This window comes from Gimesia panareensis (genome assembly GCF_007748155.1).
In the GTDB taxonomy this organism is placed as follows: Bacteria; Planctomycetota; Planctomycetia; order Planctomycetales; family Planctomycetaceae; genus Gimesia; species Gimesia panareensis.
The window spans coordinates 4,114,113-4,131,553 of record NZ_CP037421.1; the positions used below are offsets into that span (position 1 = coordinate 4,114,113).

The 17,441-nt window shown below is 54.5% G+C and carries 12 protein-coding genes; 8 read left to right on the forward strand and 4 right to left on the reverse strand.

Annotated elements, in window-relative coordinates:
- The first annotated feature begins 27 nt into the window (after positions 1-27).
- Complete coding sequence (locus Enr10x_RS15350) at positions 28-1,707, forward strand: arylsulfatase (RefSeq protein WP_145450561.1); 1,680 nt, start codon at positions 28-30, stop codon at positions 1,705-1,707.
- A gap of 71 nt (positions 1,708-1,778) precedes the next feature.
- Here Enr10x_RS15350 and Enr10x_RS29985 read toward each other — a convergent pair whose 3' ends face one another.
- Positions 1,779-3,554, reverse strand: a complete 1,776-nt coding sequence (locus Enr10x_RS29985) for a hypothetical protein (RefSeq protein WP_197997223.1) — start codon at positions 3,552-3,554, stop codon at positions 1,779-1,781.
- Positions 3,555-3,611: 57 nt separating this feature from the next.
- A complete protein-coding gene (locus Enr10x_RS15360) occupies positions 3,612-4,610 on the reverse strand; it encodes a YybH family protein (RefSeq protein ID WP_145450562.1) in 999 nt (332 codons plus the stop codon).
- A gap of 303 nt (positions 4,611-4,913) precedes the next feature.
- On the opposite strand from Enr10x_RS15360, the gene mprF reads away from it, so the two are divergent.
- The 6 genes from mprF to Enr10x_RS15385 all read left to right on the forward strand — a co-directional run bounded on the left by mprF (position 4,914) and on the right by Enr10x_RS15385 (position 13,167).
- Positions 4,914-7,481 carry a bifunctional lysylphosphatidylglycerol flippase/synthetase MprF gene (mprF, locus tag Enr10x_RS15365; RefSeq protein WP_145450563.1) on the forward strand — a complete coding sequence of 856 codons (2,568 nt, stop codon included), beginning with the start codon at positions 4,914-4,916 and terminating at the stop codon, positions 7,479-7,481.
- Positions 7,465-9,531 carry a glycogen debranching protein gene (locus tag Enr10x_RS15370; RefSeq protein ID WP_145450564.1) on the forward strand — a complete coding sequence of 689 codons (2,067 nt, stop codon included), beginning with the start codon at positions 7,465-7,467 and terminating at the stop codon, positions 9,529-9,531. Before mprF ends, Enr10x_RS15370 begins: the two co-directional genes overlap by 17 nt.
- Positions 9,532-9,567: 36 nt before the next feature.
- The gene (locus Enr10x_RS29990) at positions 9,568-9,729 is read left to right on the forward strand and encodes a hypothetical protein (protein WP_197997224.1); all 162 of its coding nucleotides are present in this window, start codon (positions 9,568-9,570) and stop codon (positions 9,727-9,729) included.
- A 64-nt stretch (positions 9,730-9,793) separates the two neighbouring features.
- A complete protein-coding gene (locus Enr10x_RS15375; protein WP_145450565.1) occupies positions 9,794-11,071 on the forward strand; it encodes an FAD-dependent oxidoreductase in 1,278 nt (425 codons plus the stop codon).
- 112 nt (positions 11,072-11,183) lie between these two features.
- The gene (locus tag Enr10x_RS15380) at positions 11,184-12,194 is read left to right on the forward strand and encodes a prenyltransferase/squalene oxidase repeat-containing protein (RefSeq protein WP_145450566.1); all 1,011 of its coding nucleotides are present in this window, start codon (positions 11,184-11,186) and stop codon (positions 12,192-12,194) included.
- A 124-nt stretch (positions 12,195-12,318) separates the two neighbouring features.
- A complete protein-coding gene (locus Enr10x_RS15385) occupies positions 12,319-13,167 on the forward strand; it encodes a DUF6159 family protein (RefSeq protein ID WP_145450567.1) in 849 nt (282 codons plus the stop codon).
- Positions 13,168-13,198: 31 nt separating this feature from the next.
- On the opposite strand, the gene Enr10x_RS15390 is transcribed toward Enr10x_RS15385, so the two are convergent.
- On the reverse strand, positions 13,199-14,017 hold the full coding sequence (locus Enr10x_RS15390; protein WP_197997225.1) for a glycerophosphodiester phosphodiesterase: 819 nt from the start codon (positions 14,015-14,017) through the stop codon (positions 13,199-13,201).
- Between the two features lie 184 nt (positions 14,018-14,201).
- Here Enr10x_RS15390 and Enr10x_RS15395 point away from each other — a divergent pair, with 184 nt between their 5' ends.
- On the forward strand, positions 14,202-16,277 hold the full coding sequence (locus Enr10x_RS15395) for a serine hydrolase (RefSeq protein ID WP_145450569.1): 2,076 nt from the start codon (positions 14,202-14,204) through the stop codon (positions 16,275-16,277).
- A 3-nt stretch (positions 16,278-16,280) separates the two neighbouring features.
- Here Enr10x_RS15395 and Enr10x_RS15400 read toward each other — a convergent pair whose 3' ends face one another.
- Positions 16,281-17,387 (reverse strand): alpha/beta hydrolase family protein, encoded by a 1,107-nt coding sequence (locus Enr10x_RS15400; protein WP_232093021.1) that lies wholly within the window; start codon positions 17,385-17,387, stop codon positions 16,281-16,283.
- Positions 17,388-17,441 lie beyond the last annotated feature (54 nt).

The window sequence follows — 17,441 nt, forward strand, 5'->3', positions numbered from 1 at the left end:
AGACGCTCAACAGAAAAGTGAACCATCATGCCCACTCCCAAGCTGGCTTTCATTTCCCGCTGCCTGATCTCTGCCATCTGCCTCGTACTACCACTGCTCTTTCAAATAGACAATCTGCAGGCAGCCAAACGCCCCAACATCCTGTTGATCGTCGCCGACGATCTGGGCTACAGCGACCTTGGCTGTTTTGGTGGCGAAATCGAAACGCCCCAGCTCGACTCCCTCGCTGCAGAAGGAGTCCGGCTGACCCAGTTCTATAATACCGGCCGCTGTTGTCCTTCACGCGGATCGATTATGACAGGCCAATACCCGCATCGCGTGGGTCTGGGACATATGACCCGAAACCTGAATCAGCGCGGCTACCAGGGACACATCGCCGATGAAGCGATCACGATCGCCCAGATTTTAAAGCAGGGCGGCTATCGCACGTTTCTCTCGGGGAAGTGGCATCTGGGAACCGAAGACCCCACCAGGCACGGCTTCGAAGAGTTCTACGGGACGCTGGTCAGCGCCAAGACGTTCTGGGATGTCGATCATTTCACTCGTCTCCCCACCACGCGCGACACGCACACCTACCCCAGGGGTGAGTTTTATGGAACCGATGCACTGGGCGACTATGCCATCGACTTCATGCGGATGGGACGACAGAATCCCGAGCAACCCTGGTTCCTGTATCTGGCATTCAATGCCCCTCACTTCCCGTTGCATGCCCCCAAGGAAGAGATTCACAAATATGCCGACCGCTATCACATCGGCTGGGACCAGATCAGGGAACAGCGTCTGGCGAGGATGAAAAAACTGGGGATCGTCCCCCCGGAAACGAAGCTGTCGCCCCGTTCGCGATACTGGGACTGGGGAGAAGCGGAAGCACGCGTCAATCCCGCCTGGGATTCCCTGCCTACCGACCGCCGCGGAGACCTGGCACGTCGGATGGCAATCTTTGCCGCGATGGTCGATCGCCTGGATCAGAATGTAGGCCGTGTCCTGACCAGCCTGCGTCAGAACAACGAACTGGAGAATACGCTGATCATCTTTACGTCCGATAATGGTGCCTGTTTCGAGTGGGATCCGTTTGGCTTCGATATCCGCTCCAGTCGTAACAACACACTCTACTGGGGGGATCAGATCGAACGGATGGGGGGACCGGATACGCATCACAGTGTCGGATCCGGCTGGGCCAATGCCTCGAATACCCCCTGGCGGCTTTACAAACATTATAACCACGAAGGAGGCATCGCTTCCCCGGGTATTGTGCACTGGCCAGCTCAGTTGAAGCAGAGCGGCAAGATTATCTCCACGCCGGCGCATATTATCGATATCGTTCCGACCCTGCTGGAAGCCGCTGAAGTCGAGTATCCCCAGACCTGGAACAACCAGCCGACGATCCCGCTGGTGGGACGCAGCCTGCTCCCGCTGCTCAAGGGAGAACCTCAGCCGGAGCGCACCCTCTACTTTGAACACCAGGGAAACCGGGCGATTCGGGAGGGGCGCTGGAAAATGTCTGCTGTCCGGGGTGAGCCCTGGGAACTGTATGACGTCTCCCGCGACCGGACCGAGCTTAATGATCTGTCAGCACAACAGCCGGAACGGGTCCAGCAGCTCTCTAAGAAATGGAACCGGTGGGCACAGGAGAATTTCGTTCTCCCCTTCCCCCAGGATTATCGCATCGACTACCTGGCACCACTGAAACCGCCTCAAGCTCAATAACAGGAACCTGAATCAAAAAACCGGACTGGCCTTCATAGACCAGTCCGGTTTTGATTTGAGGAACAGACAGCTCAGTTGCTGGAAGTAGCCGCTTTATTACTGTCTTTATCCTTCTGATTCAAACGCACCATCAGCCATTGCTCGGTCTTGTCTTTGCCGATGTGTACCAGCAACGGGGCTTCATCTTTGGTAAGATTATAAATCCCCGTGTCGTAGACGGTGTTTTTGTCATCTCCCACCGTCCAGGCGGCCCGCTGAGTCTTTTTATCAACGGATCCCTGAATCTGTTGTGATTTATTGGTCTTTGTATCCGTATAATTCCCTCTGAGGATACCGTCCTTGTCGACCGCCAGTTCGACGACCGAATTAGACTTGGTCTCCCCACTGGGTGAGAGAGCAAACACGCCGAGCGGCATCCACTTACCCTGCTCATTCACGTCTGCAGAAGCCCCCGCCTGTGCCAGCTGACTGGCCTGCTGCGTGTACTCTTCTGCGGTTCCCACGTCCTGATTATTAACGTAGACGCTGTTGTCCTGATAAACAACGTTATTGCCATAGTCATAGTAGACGGGTTGCATGTTCGACCAGGCAAACCAGTTCATCATGGCACTCCAGGTGCAGACCGTCCAGGCATATCCCGCCGGCCAGCCCGCTGCATACCAGACGCCGGGGTGTGCTGCATACCAGCCAGGATAATACATGCCCCAGCCATAAAAACCGCCCCGAATCACAGCTCCGTGATAATAGCGGGTCGAAGGAGGTACATGTACGAACCCGGCAGCATAACCGCCATTCGGTCCATGAACGATTCCCCCTGCTGTGGCACCGCCTCCGGGACCACGGACCACGCCCCCAGCGGCTCCACCACCGTTGGGGCCGACAACGCGCCCCCCAGCGGCACTGCCACCACCGGGGCCGACAACACGACCACCGGCTGCGCTGCCCCCATTGGGACCGACGACTTTACCGCCGGCAGCGGAACCTCCGCCGGGCCCTACCACACGGCCTCCGGTTGCGGAACCACCGTTATTGCCGGAAATTGATCCCCCAGCGGCACGACCACCATTAGGACCAACCGCACCGCCACCGGAGATCGTATTTCCCCGCGGACCGGTATAACTGCCCTCGCCGGCGATACCACCGTTGGGACCGTGATAGATATTCCCCGAACCAGAGCCATTGGCGATCGAGCTGTTGACCGTGTTCCGACCGGTGAAGTCCTGCACATAGGGATGCGAATTGGTGACCGCGTTATGTCCGGCATCGGAGGGCAGTCCCAGGAAGTTATCCAGCCCCTGTCGTGTCGGACGCTGGTTGAAATTCATGTTACTCATGTTGAGCGAACCATCGTTACGCAGGCCACGACCACCGCCCAGCTGATTCAGATTCCCCCGGTTGAGTCCGCCGTTATTGAGACGGCTCAGATTATTGCCACTCAGACCATTTCCCGAACGGACCGAGTTCATGAAATTGGAGTCGAAACCGGTCTTATCATTAAAGCGACCGGGTTGATCAAAGCGACTCCCGTAATTGGAGAAGCGGCCTCCGTTAAAATTACCACCTCCCAGATTACCACCGCTAAAATTGCGACCTCCCCCCAGATTGCCGCCACTAAAGTTATGACCGCCGCCAAAATTTCCACCGCCGAAATCCCGACCACCACCGAAGTTGCCCCCACCAAAACTGCGGGCACCGCCTCCAAAGCCTCCACCTCCGCCGCCACGAAAACCACCGCCTCCGCCGCCATGGAAGCCCCCTCCTCCAAAACCGCGGGCCCAGGCGATTGACAGGTCAGCCGAAACAAAACTGCAGGCTGTGATTGCGATGAGACTGATCAAAATTCTCATACCATTTATCCTCAACAAAAAAGTTTGATTGTATTGAACCGGAAGTCTGTCCCGTCGTTACTGCCGCTTGGAAACGACTTCGAGTGCATCGGGCAATTCCACGCCATTCACTGTCCGATTTACAGACTGCCACCGGCAGGCTTTCTCGTCGATTTTGGTGATGACATTGTTGGCACTGGTCAGCATGCCATCTGGGGTAACGCCCCGCGATTCAATGACCCAGCCGTTCTCCACGGGAGCCCAGATTCCGATAGCATGACTGCCATCGGTATTAAAGGTCCAGGACATGATATCTCCGGTCAACGGGTCGACGCCGATAATCTGTGTCCCCATGACTTTCGATTTTCCGTCTGACTGTGATTGTGCAGTAAAAGTGCGTTCAATAAATTTTTTGCCGGGCATCCACCGATAGACGGTTTTGAGCGCGATCCCGACATCTTCCGCCTCCCAGGTCCCGATGAGCCACTCCAGATCATTGAGATTGACCTGCATGGCTGAAGGTACCAGGCTGGATTCTTTTACGCTGACCATTTTCCACTTACCGTTCTGCCGAACATGGGTCGCGGTATACTGGCTTAAATCGGGAGTTCCTTCGGGGACTGTGACCATCGTACGGCCTTCTTCGATGGCCAGGTCATCCCCAATCTGGCGGACAGAATCGACCTGGATTTGAATCCGGGCCTGTTTATTCTCTTTGAAATAAGCAGTGTAGGCTTTTTCGATCGCAGGACGTCCCACCAGACGCATGCCACTGGCTTCGACGTATTCTCCTTCCGGTGCCCAGAATCCGGCGACTTTTCTGGCATCCCCGGCGTTAAAGGCTTTGGTGAATTCGCCCGCGACTTTGCGTATCGCCTGCTCGGCTTCAGAGACTTTGGCTTTCTTCTCTGTCGCATGGTTTTTCTCTGGGGCAGGTGCTTCACCAGCAGCAGCGGTCCCTCCCGTCAGAGGAGTGCGTTGAAATTGTGCTTTTGCAATAGAGCTGTCCAGCAGCAGACAGACCGACAACACAGAAAAAGTGAGCCCCCAACGGGCCAGATTCGGAGAGAGATTCATCCTGATGTCTTTCAGAAAGGAGTTCGCATTTGCTTGGATTGTGAGAGAGTTTACCCGCTGTTCAGCAACCAACAGCGCTCAGTTTTATTCTATTCCTGTCTGTTCAATAATGCACGTATAATCTATGATCTGTTTCAGAAAATTCATGAGCTGTTCACTGTAACGGAGCGCGTTCATGACCGGCTACATCATGTAAGCAAATTAGTGAAAATTTCATTTCCCTTTACGGGTTTCCTGCTAAACTCTCTGCGTAAAACGTATTGTCCAGACTATGATCCCTGCCCCGAACATTAAGAACCTTTGATGCTTCATCGTCTCAGACAACTCGCTCCGCTGCTGGTGATCGTCATCTTTATCGGGGCCATCTGGCTGCTCACAAAAGAGTTGAAGCATTACAACATCCATGACATCCGATCGGCGGTCGTGCAGATCCCCGCCTGGCGCCTCTGGGCAGCCGGGGGGCTGACCGTAGTAAACTACATGCTGCTCATCGGCTACGATTATCTGGCGGTACGGGCCATCGAACACCCCCTCTCCCTGGGGAAGATCTCGCTGGCCTCCTTCACCGGTTTTGTCACAAGCTATAATTTCGGGGCATTGCTGGGAGGCACTTCGGTTCGCTACCGACTCTATTCCGCCTGGGGACTCTCAGCAGTGGAGATCCTGCAGTTGATGCTCATGCTGGGGACGACTTACTGGATCGGCGTGTTTGCCCTGGCCGGCATCGTCTTTATTTCGCATCCGTTTCCCATTCCCGCGTCACTGCATCTCCTTTTCTCCAACGTCCAGCCGATTGGCTGGATGCTGCTGAGCGTTGCCATCGTCTATGCTTCGCTGACGCTGATTCGGAAATCCCCGATCCGGGTGAAAGGCATCGAACTCCGTCTGCCAGGCACAAAAATGACGTTGCTGCAGCTGTTTGTTTCAGCCGGTGACCTGCTGCTGGTAGCTGCGATTCTATACACACTGCTCGCTCATAATCTTTCGATCGGCTATGGCGAATTTCTCGGCATTTTTCTGATGGCGACCGTGACGGTTGTGCTGTCGCACGTTCCGGGGGGAGTCGGTGTTTTTGAACTGGTCATCCTGACGCTCGTCGCTTCGCCCTCGTCTGCGAAAATCCTGGCAGGTCTCCTGGTCTTCCGGGTGATCTACTACCTGATCCCGCTGTTCTTTGCCATCATTATGCTGGGGCTGCATGAACTCTCTCTCAATCGGGGACTGGCTCAACGTGTCTTGCAGCAGGCGAACCGCTGGTCTGTCGCGATCGCTCCGTTGATCCTCTCCTGGTGTACCCTGCTGGCCGGCGCGGTGCTGCTGTTTTCCGGTGCCACGCCGATCGTCACCGCGCGCCTGGAGCACCTGCAGGAAACACTTCCCCTGCCCCTGGTCGAAATCTCGCATTTCATGGGCAGCCTGATCGGCGCTGCCCTGCTGGTCCTGGCCCGGGGACTGCAACGCCGCCTGGACTCGGCCTGGTGGCTGATTACCTCTCTGCTCAGTCTGGGAATTATCGTATCCTTGCTGAAAGGGTTTGACTTCGAGGAAGCCCTGCTGCTGAGTATCGTCCTGTTCGGCCTGCTCATCAGTCGCGGGCAATATTACCGCAAGGGAACGCTGATTCACGACCGTTTCAGCCTGCCCTGGGCAGGTACGATTCTGGTCATTGTGATCTGTTCGCTCTGGCTCGGCCTGTTTGCCTATCGGCATATTGAATATTCCCATGAGCTCTGGTGGGCCTTTACCTTTAAGGGAGACGCATCGCGATTTATGCGGGGGAGTATCGGAGCCATGGCAGTGGTACTGCTGTTTGCGTTTTCCAGGCTGGTCGCCGCCCAGAAACCTCGGACTCAACCACCCGAGGCAGATGAACTGGCACTGGTAAAACAGATTGTGACCACATCCCCGATCACGGCCACTCGCCTGGCGCTGCTGGGGGACAAGTCCCTGCTGTTCAACCAACAGCAGACCGCGTTCATCATGTATGGCATCCAGAAACGTTCCTGGATCAGCCTGGGTGATCCCGTGGGACCGGAGGAAGAACGGGCGGAACTGGTCTGGCAGTTCCGCGAACTCGTAGACCTTTATGACGGCTGGCCGGTATTCTACCAGGTCAGACCGGAAAATCTGTCGATCTATCTTGACCAGGGGCTGACGATCCTCAAGCTGGGAGAAGAGGCCCGGGTACCTTTGAAAGTTTTTGAACTCTCCGGCGGAAAACGTAGAAAGCTCCGCCAGGCGATCAATCACTGTCAGCAGGCGGAGTGTGAGTTCAGTATCATCCCCAGGGAGCAAGTGCCTTCGATCCTTCCGGAACTGCAACGGATTTCCGATGACTGGCTGCAGTCCAAAGGAGCGAAAGAAAAAGGATTTTCGCTGGGATTTTTTGATGAGGCGTACCTGGCCCGGTTCCCCATCGCTGTGGTAAAACAACAGGGAAGCATCATCGCGTTTACGAATATTCTGGAAGGGGCTGGAAAAGAGGAACTCTCGGCAGATCTGATGCGCTACCAGCAGACGGCTCCGCCGGGGGTGATGGAGTACCTGTTTGTGGAATTAATGCTCTGGGGCCAGGCGGAGGGTTATGCCTGGTTCAATTTTGGTATGGCTCCCCTGTCCGGGATCGAAAGTCGTCCGTTGTCTCCTGTCTGGAACCGGACGGCGAATCTGATTTTTCGCTATGGCGATCATTTTTATCGCTTTGAAGGGTTGCGAAGCTATAAGGAAAAATTCGATCCGGTCTGGACTCCCAAATACCTGGCGGCTCCCGGCGGACTGGCCCTGCCACAAATCTTAAGAGACGTTGTTGCCTTGATTGGTAAAACACGCACCGATACCCAACGGAGATCGCACGATGGACCACTGGGATAAAAGGGAAGGGTCTCCCGTTCATCTGGGAGAAACCTGGATTCCTTCAGAAAATGCCTATAATTTCGCGATTTATTCCAAGCATGCCGAGCAGGTAACCCTGCTTTTTTTCACGGAAGACGATCTGTTCCAGCCTGTCTATGAATATCGGTTTGACCACCTGAGGAACAAATCCGCTGAAATCTGGCATTGTCGGGTTCCCAAAGAGAAGATCAAATCGGCCAAATACTATGCCTACCAGATCGATGGTCCCTCGCCGGATGGCGTCTTTGAATGGCACGCTTTCGATCCGGACAAGCTGCTGTTTGACCCCTATTCCCATAATCTTTTTTTCCCACCCCAGTTTGATCGCCAGCGTGCCTGCCAGCCGGGTTCTAATCTCGGCCATGCACCACTTTCGGTGTTACAATCTATTGAATGCGCATTTAACTGGGAAGATGACCAGCACATCCATCACACTTCCAATCTGGTCATTTACGAGATGCACGTCAAAGGATTCACACAACGGGAGAACTCTGGTGTGTCTGCCGAGGCCCGGGGGACCTTCGCCGGGGTCATTGAAAAAATCCCCTATCTGCAGGAACTGGGCGTCACAGCCGTGGAATTGATGCCGGTCTTTCAGTTCGACGACGACGACGGGAACTACTGGGGTTATATGCCCCTGGGATTCTTTGCGCCACACGATGCTTATTGTAGATCACAGGAAACGTGTGAACGCCATATTGAATTCTGCGAAATGGTGAAAGCCCTGCATGCCGTCGGCATCGAAGTCATTCTGGACGTGGTTTACAACCATACCGGCGAGGGGAACGAACAGGGCCCGACCTACAGTTTCAAAGGCATTGATAATACGACCTACTATTCGCTGACCAGCAATGCCCAGAACCCCTACGCGAATTATTCCGGATCCGGTAACACCCTGCATACAGCCAACCGGGCCGTGCGCAAGCTGATCGTGGACAGCATGCATTACTGGGTCAAGGAAATGCATGTTGACGGTTTCCGCTTTGATCTGGCCAGTATCCTGACCAGAAGGAAAGACGGCAGCATCGACGAATCCAATCCGACTACGATCGGCCAGATCGGATCCGACAACACGCTGACCGACCGCCGGTTTATCGCAGAACCCTGGGATGCGGCCGGGGAATTTCAACTGGGATCCCGTTTTCCGGGTCACCGCTGGATGCAATGGAACGCCGCTTACCGTGATACGATGCAGCAGTTCGTGCGGGGGGATGCAGGCAAGGTGGGAGATCTGATGACCCGGATCTATGGCAGCTGCGACCTCTTTCCGGATGACTGTCTGCACGCCCTGCGCCCCTATCAGAGCGTGAACTATATCACTTCGCACGACGGTTTCACGTTGCATGATCTGGTTTCGTATAATCAGAAGCGAAACTGGGAGAATGGCCACAACAATACCGACGGCACAAATGACTACAGCTGGAACTGCGGCTGGGAAGGCGCAGACGCACCTCCCGATGTACTGAAACTCAGAAAACAGCAGGCCAAAAATCTGTTTGCGCTACTGATGATCTCCAATGGCACTCCCATGTTTCGCATGGGAGATGAATTCCTGCAAACTCAGGAAGGGAACAATAACCCCTACAACCAGGACAATGAAATGACCTGGCTCGACTGGGATCGACTCGACTCGCACCAGGACTTCTTCCGCTTTGTCAAACTGATGATCGCGTTCCGCAAACGGCACTCAACACTCTGCCGTTCCCATTTCTGGCGGGAAGATGTAAAATGGTATGGCGTCACACGCTATGTCGACCTGACGCCTTCGGCCAAGACACTGGCGTTCTGTCTGCATGGTCAGAGTGAAGAGGACGCGGACCTGTATGTCATGATCAATGCGGCTGCCAACACCTGTATTTTTGGAATTCACGAAGGAACACCTGGAGAATGGGAACGCGTCGTCGATACTTCGCTGCCCTGCCCTCAGGATGTGCTGGAACCGGAGACAATGGAGCCCGTTTCCACAGCGACCTATGATGTGCAGGGACGTTCGGTGGTGATCCTGCTGCGACAAAAACGTAAGTTGTAACGACTCACAATTCCGCTCCGAAGGATGAGACACACTATGGATGGATACGCACAAGTCATCGGCAGCCTGATGATTCTGTTTGTGATTGTGATCATCTCACACCGTCGCTGGAAGCGAAAACCTTCAACCGACCAGAAGGATCAGGCAGCAGCATCCCCGGAACCATCTTCTACGGATCCGGATCAGAAATCAGATTAAGACAGACTGTAGCTTATAGTTACCCGCCAGGAAGCCATTTATCATTAACAGGAGGTTATGGGCCATGGATGAGTTTCAAACACCAGGATCTGGTGAATCAGTAACGACCCGCTGTTGTGTCGTCGGAGGTGGCCCCGCGGGATTATTCCTGGGCTATCTGCTGGGCCGGGCCGGCGTGGATGTGATCGTCCTGGAAAAACACAAAGATTTTCTGCGTGACTTTCGCGGCGACACGATTCATCCTTCTACCCTGGAACTGATGCACGAACTCGGCCTGCTGGACGAATTCCTCAGCATCACCGACAAACACCTGGACTCCCTCAATCTGAACTTTGAAGGACAGCAGTTCGAGGGGCCCTACTTCACTCATCTCCCCACCAAATGCAAATTCATGACAGTAGCCCCCCAGTGGGACTTCCTGAATATGCTGGCCCGGCACGCCAGAGAATTTCCCAATTTCCAGGTCCATATGCAGTCCAAAGCGACCAAACTGATCTTTGACGGGGACCGGGGGGTGGGTGTCAAAGTTGAGGGCTTGAATGGTGACTATGAAATCCACGCTGATCTGGTGGTGGGGGCCGATGGACGCGGATCGGAAATGCGGATCGACGCTGGCGCAGAAATCATCGAAAAAGGGATTCCCATTGATGTGCTCTGGTTCCGGATCAGCAAACAGGCCGCTGTCACCGACAATACTCTGGCACGGATCCGCGAGGGGAGAATGCTGATTACGATCGACCGGGGGGACTACTTCCAGACGGGGTTGATTATTCACAAAGGAACCTTTGACGAACTGAAGCAGGAAGGCATCGAAGCCTTCCGCAATCGGGTCGTCGGAATCCTGCCCACCCTGGCCGACGGAGTGGCTGACATTGACACCTGGGACAAGGTCCACCTGCTGACCGTGCAATTGAATCACATCACAAACTGGGCGAAACCGGGGCTCCTGTTCATTGGTGATGCCGCACACGCAATGTCTCCCGTGGGTGGGGTTGGCGTGAACCTTGCGGTCCAGGATGCAGTTGCAGCCGCCAACCTGCTGGCAGATCCGTTATACAACGGGACCTTGACACTGGATGATTTAAAACGGGTTCAACAACGGCGTGAAGGACCCGCGCTGAAGATGCAGCGTCTGCAGGTCTTCGCGCACCAGAGACTGTTCGGCGGTCATACCGCGCCCGGAAAACCGATCTCAATTTCCTGGGGTGTGCGTAAATTTGCCAAACTGTTCGCACCGATCCTCAGGCGCAAGGCGGGCAAGATCATCGGCCTGGGCTTCCTGCAGGAGCATATCGAATGCCCCCAACGTGCCCCCAAAACCGTTGAAGCACATGCAAAATAAAAGGCTCACCGTTGAACTCCCGTCTGCCCGAGGATAATTCTGGCATCTCCCTGCAAGCGACTGCTAAAATGAAGTACTGCGCAACCGATGTCGCCCCCTACGGAGGAACGGAATGCACAACACGGTTCTTCAGGCATGTGTCTGCTGTCTGTTCGTGAACATGACGCTCGCTGCTGGCGAGACAGCTCCCGATCCCACTACGATCCGGGCAGCAATTTCGCGTTCCATCCCCCTGATCGAAACCGCATCCGCCGGCTCCGCCCGCGAGCGAACCTGCTTTACCTGTCACAACCAGGCGTTGGCTGTTCTGGTCTTGAGCGAAGCACAACAGCGGGGCTTTCCGATCGACAAAACCAACTTTCAACGACAGATCGATCATACGGCAGCAGCTCTCAAACGAGGACTGGAAAAATATCGTTCCGGGAGAGGACAGGGAGGCGGTCCCGATATGGCCAGTTTCTCGCTCTGGACACTCGAACTGGCCGGCAGGAAACCCGATGACGTCACCTCAGCCGTTACCGGTTATCTGCTGGACCGCAACCGGTCCCGGGATCACTGGCTGCGGAATTCCACCCGTCCCCCTTCCATGTCCAGCGATACCAATACAAGCTATTTCGTCATCCGGGCACTCAACCACTTTGGCACCGAAGCACAGCAGCCCCGGATCAAAGACCGTATCGCACAGGCCCGCGACTGGTTTCTGAAACTGAAACCCATGTCGACCGAGGAACGTGTCTTTCAGTTGCGAGCTTTTCTGGAGCTGGACGTCGAAGCGTCCCGGATCAAGTCAGTCAGCCAGCAACTGGTCGCACTACAGAATGCCGACGGTGGCTGGTCGCAACTCCCCGAGATGTCCAGCGACGCATATGCCACGGGAACCGTATTGGTGGCGCTGCTGAGATCCGGTCAGGTGAAGCCGACAGCCCCAGCCATCCAGCGCGGCATTCAATACCTGATTGACAGTCAGCAGTCTGATGGTTCGTGGCATGTCAAATCGCGCGCGAATCCTTTCCAGACCTACTTTGAAACCGGTTATCCGCATGGCAAGGATCAGTTCATCTCGGTGACTGCGGGTAGCTGGGCCACGGTAGCCCTGTTACTGGCTTTGCCGGACGAGGGATAATCTCGCAGAATCTCCAGATTCGATTATGCCGTCGCGCGTCGATCTGCTATAACACGAAAGCAGTTGCTGTGAACGCGACTTGCTGCGAAATCTGCCAGTTAATCAATCAGGAGAATGAAGGACCATGTTTAGCCGCATTTCCAATGGTTGGGCTCTGTCCAAGCAGAGCTTTCACGTGTTAATGCTGGATAAGGAACTGCTGCTGTTCCCGATCATGAGTGGCATTTCCTGCCTGCTGGTGCTGGCTACGTTCGCGCTCCCGCTGTGGTACAGCGGAGACATCAACGCTCTGATGAATGAACAACAGGCCCCACAGAATCCAATTTATTATGTCATTCTGTTTGCCTACTATTTCGTGAACTATTTTGTGATGATCTTCTTCAACTCCGCCCTGATGTCCTGCGCGATCATTCGACTGAAAGGGGGAAATCCGGGGGTCGGCGATGGATTCAATGCAGCCCTCAGCCGGCTGCCACAGATCGCCGGCTGGGCCCTGGTGAGTGCGACCGTCGGATTCATTCTGAAAATGATCGAATCCCGTTCGGAACGATTGGGCCAGTTTGTCGCCGGCCTGCTGGGGATGGCCTGGTCGATCACAACCTATTTTGTGATCCCCGTACTCGTCGTCGAACGAAAAAATCCATTTCAGGCGTTGAAACGTTCCGTCGGAATCCTGCGTGAAACCTGGGGCGAATCACTGGTCGCCAACTTCGGCATCGGCATGATCATGCTGCTGGTCACTCTCCCCATGATCGCTTTGATTGTGGTCGGGAGTATCATCCTCAGCTCAGGCAGTGCCGTGGTCGGCATAACACTGATTGTCATCGGCTTTCTCGGCATCCTGCTGAGCTCGCTGGTCTCTTCTGCCTGTCACTCGATTGTCATCGCAGCCATCTACCTCTATGCGGCAGAGGATGAAGTCCCTGCCCAGTTCGATCACGATCTGATCGCCCACGCATTTGCTCATAAATAAGAGAAAAGAACAATTGGTAAGCAGGTTTATTTCAGGAACCGGGCTGATCGCCTCTCCAGACCTGACGGCACTCAAGCGGATAATCAGTAAGCATGCCCTCCACGCCCGCTGCTCGGATCTGCTTCCAGACAGGCGGGTTCCGGCGGGCCTCCCCTGCTCCGCCGAAATTAAACAACACCTGGATCCCCTTTTGTTTCAAACGTTCGACTTCTGATTTCTCCGGAACAAAGGTCAACAGAAAGACATCCAGTTGCCCCTCTTTGAGGCGGGCGTCCAGGCTCTTTCGATTCACATTCTGTCCTACGCGGAACCGCGCGTTCAACTGTTTCAGACGCTGGCTCATGGCGGCCCCCTGATCGAAGCCAAAGCAGTCCTCGAACAGTTCGTACTTTTCCAGCAGTTGAATCAACGTGCGTTCTCCTTCCGGGTTGAGCTGCTTGATATTCAGCGCGATGATCGTTTTGCCCCGTTTCCGGCTTTTGATTAACTTCAACGTCTGCTCCAGCGTGGGAATCCGTGTCCCCGCGAACTCAGGAGCAAACCAGCTCCCTGCATCCAGTCGTTGCGCTTCAGCCCAGGTAACATCCCGGATGGAGCGTGCACCACCATTGGTGGTGCGCTGCAGACTGTCGTCATGAATAATGACCAGTTCCCCGTCTTTCGTCGTGCGGATATCCAGTTCGATACCGAGGCCCAGATCCAGGCAGGTTGAAAATGCAGGCAATGTATTTTCGGGTGCGTGTCGCAACAGCCCCCGATGGGCAATCAAAACCGGATCAGACGCCAGCAGAACCTGCGGAATGAACCCCAGAACAACGAGCAGCCCCATCCCAACGTTGCATTGTTTCACAGTCATTTACCTTCTCTCATACCGATAAATTCTACAATCGAAAAGAAACCACCTCTCCAGATTACAGTAGCTTTCTCATAAAAGCAGCGCCCCCGGTTAGAATCCGCTTGAACAGGCTGCACTTTGCCCTTTATGATCGATGTCGGTTTCTTTTTAATTGCCTGCTTACTGATGGAATCCAGCAATGTTTCTCCGTATCTGCATCGTTCTGCTTATCTACTACCTTGCCAGCCCTCTGATGGCAGCCGAACCAACCTTCGAACTGGAATTATCAGCAGCCCGGTACCAGCGATTTATCACCGGATTGAACAAAGAAGGCCAGGCTCTTACAGAAGTCAGCGTCTTTCCGGGACAGCGATTTGAAGAGTTCGCCGTGATCGCGGCCAAAGCCCCTGATCAGAAAGACTGGAAAGCACACCACGGTCTGAATATTAGACAGCTGGACCAGAAACTGAAACAGTACGCCGCAGAAGGATTTCAGCCGGTTGATATCAGTGGCTATGAACGCAGAGGTTCTGCCCGCTATGCCGTCATCTGGCAAAAAGGAGCGGCCCCGGATTTTATATTGAAACATTCTCTCGACGATGAATCGCTGCAGGAAACTCTGGAGGCTCTCAAAGCAAAAGGCTATGCTCCACTCGTTCTGGATGGTTTTTTATTGCGCAATAAAGCCTCCCATGCGGGAATCTGGGTGAAACAAAAGGAGGATGCATGGGAAGCGGAATGCAATATCTCCGCGGAACGTTTCCCCAAGGCTCTGGATGACTTCACTTCCCGTGGATATCGCCTGGAAGGTCTCTGCGGCTATAGTGTGGGAGGCTTTCCGTTCTATCATGCACTCTGGTCTAAAACCTCCGGTCCGGTCTGGCAGGCCCGCTTCCATGCCACTGTAGAAGAGTTAAAAGAACTCGATCAGAAAAGAAGGGCCGAGAATCTGGAACTGGTCTACCTGGACGGGTACCAGCTCAATGGTCAGCCCTACTTCAATGCCATCTGGCGAAAACCGGAAGAGTCCAGCCGCAGCACACAAATGCCTGTCTGGAAAACGACTGCTGAGATCCCGGTCAGCGGTTTGTACCAGAAAGAGCTCGCTTCACTGGACCAGTCGATCAAACAGTTCCTGCTCAAACACCATCCGCCCGGCGCGTCTGTCGCCGTCAGTTATCGTGGCCGTCTCGTCTATGCACGTGGCTTCGGCTATGCCGATGTCGAGCAGAAACAGCCAGTGCAGCCCGACAGTCAGTTTCGCATCGCCAGCCTCTCCAAACCCATTACAGCGGTCGCCATCATGCAGCTGATCGAGCAGGGAAAGTTGAACCTGGATACGAAGGTGTTCTCCCTCCTTAAAAATAAATATCAGACAGAACTGTCCGCCCCGGAAGTCGACCCCCGTCTGAAAGAAATCACGATTCAGCAGTTGCTCAATCATACCGGCGGCTGGGACCGTAAAGCGTCCTTCGATCCCATGTTCCGGTCAGTCGCCTTTGCGAGGCAGCTGGGTAAACAACCGCCAGCTGGGACAGATGATGTCATCCGCATCATGGTGAAAAAGCCGCTCGATTTCAATCCGGGAGAAAAATTTGCTTACTCAAACTTTGGCTATTGCCTGCTGGGCCGGGTCATTGAAGAAGTAACAGGTCAGCCGTATGAAGAATACGTGCAGCAGACGATCTGCGCTCCATTGGGAATGAAACGCACTGAACTCGGCAAGACACTTCTCTCCTTTCGCCGCCCGCACGAAGTCAAATATTACAGTGACTCTGTCGGGAATACGGTCTATTCGAATAATACGCTCACCGAGATCCCACGTCCTTACGGTGCCTGGTATCTGGAAGCGATGGATTCACACGGCGGCTGGATCTCTTCTGCGCCGGATCTGGTCCGCTTCGCCACCGCATTCAACCTGCCGGACCAGTGCCCGATTCTAAAAGCACCCACAATCGCGCAGATATTTGCCCGCCCCTCCGGTCTCGCGGGCTTTGACAAAGACGGCAAGCCGAAAGACACCTATTATGCCTGCGGCTGGATGGTACGCCCCATCGACACAGCCGGCAACGCGAACCACTGGCACATGGGTGCCCTGGACGGCACTTCCACACTGCTCGTCAGACGACTGGACCGCATCAACTGGGCCATCCTGTTTAACACGCATCAGGGAGCCGATCAGAAACGATTAGCAGGGCTCATCGATGCTCCCATGCATCAATGGATCAACCAGATTGAAGACTGGCCTGAAAAAGATCAGTTTCAGCAGGACTGACTCTTAACGGTTCTCGTCTTTAAGATGACGATCAAAAAACTGGTAGGCGGTTTCGCGTGTCGCCGGTGGGAAGTCATGCTGTGCCTCGGGATAGACAGCCTGCAGGTTTTCCGGGTGCCCTGAGAGACGGTAGATCGGATTTGCGATCCGGATGACATCCTTCACTCCCGAAACCTCGAAATTACTGTCACTCACCGGCGCACAGGCCAGAAAGGCCCGTGGCGCAAAGCAGGCTACGATTTCGGTAAAATCGAAGGGAACCTGATCCGGATCATTCTGGTATTGGCTGTTGATCAGCGGCATATAGCGATCGCTGGTCCAGCCTTTCAGTTTTCCTCCATAATACTTGTGAAAGCGGGTGAAGCCACAGCTCGAAACCAGGGCCTTGATGCGAGGATCAAAGGCAGCGGTAAACATCGTGTTATGCCCGCCCAGCGAATGTCCGACGCAACCTATTTTGTCTCCGTTGACGTAATCCAGCGACTGCAGCAGATCGATGGATCGCATGTTGTCATAGATGGCCTTCATGGTCCCACTCCGGTATTCGGGATGGGCTTTGAAATCGTAAGGGTATTCACCAAACGAAGGATAATCGGGAGCCAGTGTCACATAACCCCGCTGGGCCAGTTCGAGTGCATATTTCAGGTTCGGCAGTCCACGTATGCCGGCTGGCTCCTCCTTGCCGATTTTGGAATTCGTCTGATGCAGACAGAGAATCCCCGGCACAGGATGCACTGCAGTCGCTGCCTGAGGCACAAACAGATATGCCATCACACGCTGGTCAGGATCATCGGTGTGATAGGAGATTTTCAGCCGCCGAACCGGACCAAAATCCACCTCTTTCAGAACTTTCATTTCCAGGGGAACCGGATTCTCCGGCTGAGGTACCTGGCCCATCACTGTCTGCATATTCGCCAGAATGTGGCTCCGTCGTACCTGCCAGTCTTTCCAGGATTTCACCGGCTGTTTCTGTCCATTCTGATCCAGATAATAGGACAGATCCAGGTGCTCCTGATAGATGGGAGCATCCTGACCCGGCTTTGGTTCCGCAGCCAGTAACCCGGGGAGACTCCCCCACAGACACATCATCATTCCACAAATCCGCAGCATTTCTGGTCCGCCTTTCCTCAAGAGTGCCTCTCGCAGATTACAGTCTCTATTCAA

Excerpts from the sequence above, each read along its gene's own strand:
- mprF (WP_145450563.1), top strand. The coding sequence starts at position 4,914 with ATGCTTCATCGTCTCAGACAACTCGCTCCGCTGCTGGTGATCGTCATC.
- Enr10x_RS15385 (WP_145450567.1), top strand. The coding sequence starts at position 12,319 with ATGTTTAGCCGCATTTCCAATGGTTGGGCTCTGTCCAAGCAGAGCTTT.
- Enr10x_RS15375 (WP_145450565.1), top strand. The coding sequence starts at position 9,794 with ATGGATGAGTTTCAAACACCAGGATCTGGTGAATCAGTAACGACCCGC.
- Enr10x_RS15360 (WP_145450562.1), bottom strand. The coding sequence starts at position 4,610 with ATGAATCTCTCTCCGAATCTGGCCCGTTGGGGGCTCACTTTTTCTGTG.
- Enr10x_RS29990 (WP_197997224.1), top strand. The coding sequence starts at position 9,568 with ATGGATGGATACGCACAAGTCATCGGCAGCCTGATGATTCTGTTTGTG.
- Enr10x_RS15350 (WP_145450561.1), top strand. The coding sequence starts at position 28 with ATGCCCACTCCCAAGCTGGCTTTCATTTCCCGCTGCCTGATCTCTGCC.
- Enr10x_RS15395 (WP_145450569.1), top strand. The coding sequence starts at position 14,202 with ATGTTTCTCCGTATCTGCATCGTTCTGCTTATCTACTACCTTGCCAGC.
- Enr10x_RS29985 (WP_197997223.1), bottom strand. The coding sequence starts at position 3,554 with ATGAGAATTTTGATCAGTCTCATCGCAATCACAGCCTGCAGTTTTGTT.
- Enr10x_RS15380 (WP_145450566.1), top strand. The coding sequence starts at position 11,184 with ATGCACAACACGGTTCTTCAGGCATGTGTCTGCTGTCTGTTCGTGAAC.
- Enr10x_RS15400 (WP_232093021.1), bottom strand. The coding sequence starts at position 17,387 with ATGCTGCGGATTTGTGGAATGATGATGTGTCTGTGGGGGAGTCTCCCC.
- Enr10x_RS15370 (WP_145450564.1), top strand. The coding sequence starts at position 7,465 with ATGGACCACTGGGATAAAAGGGAAGGGTCTCCCGTTCATCTGGGAGAA.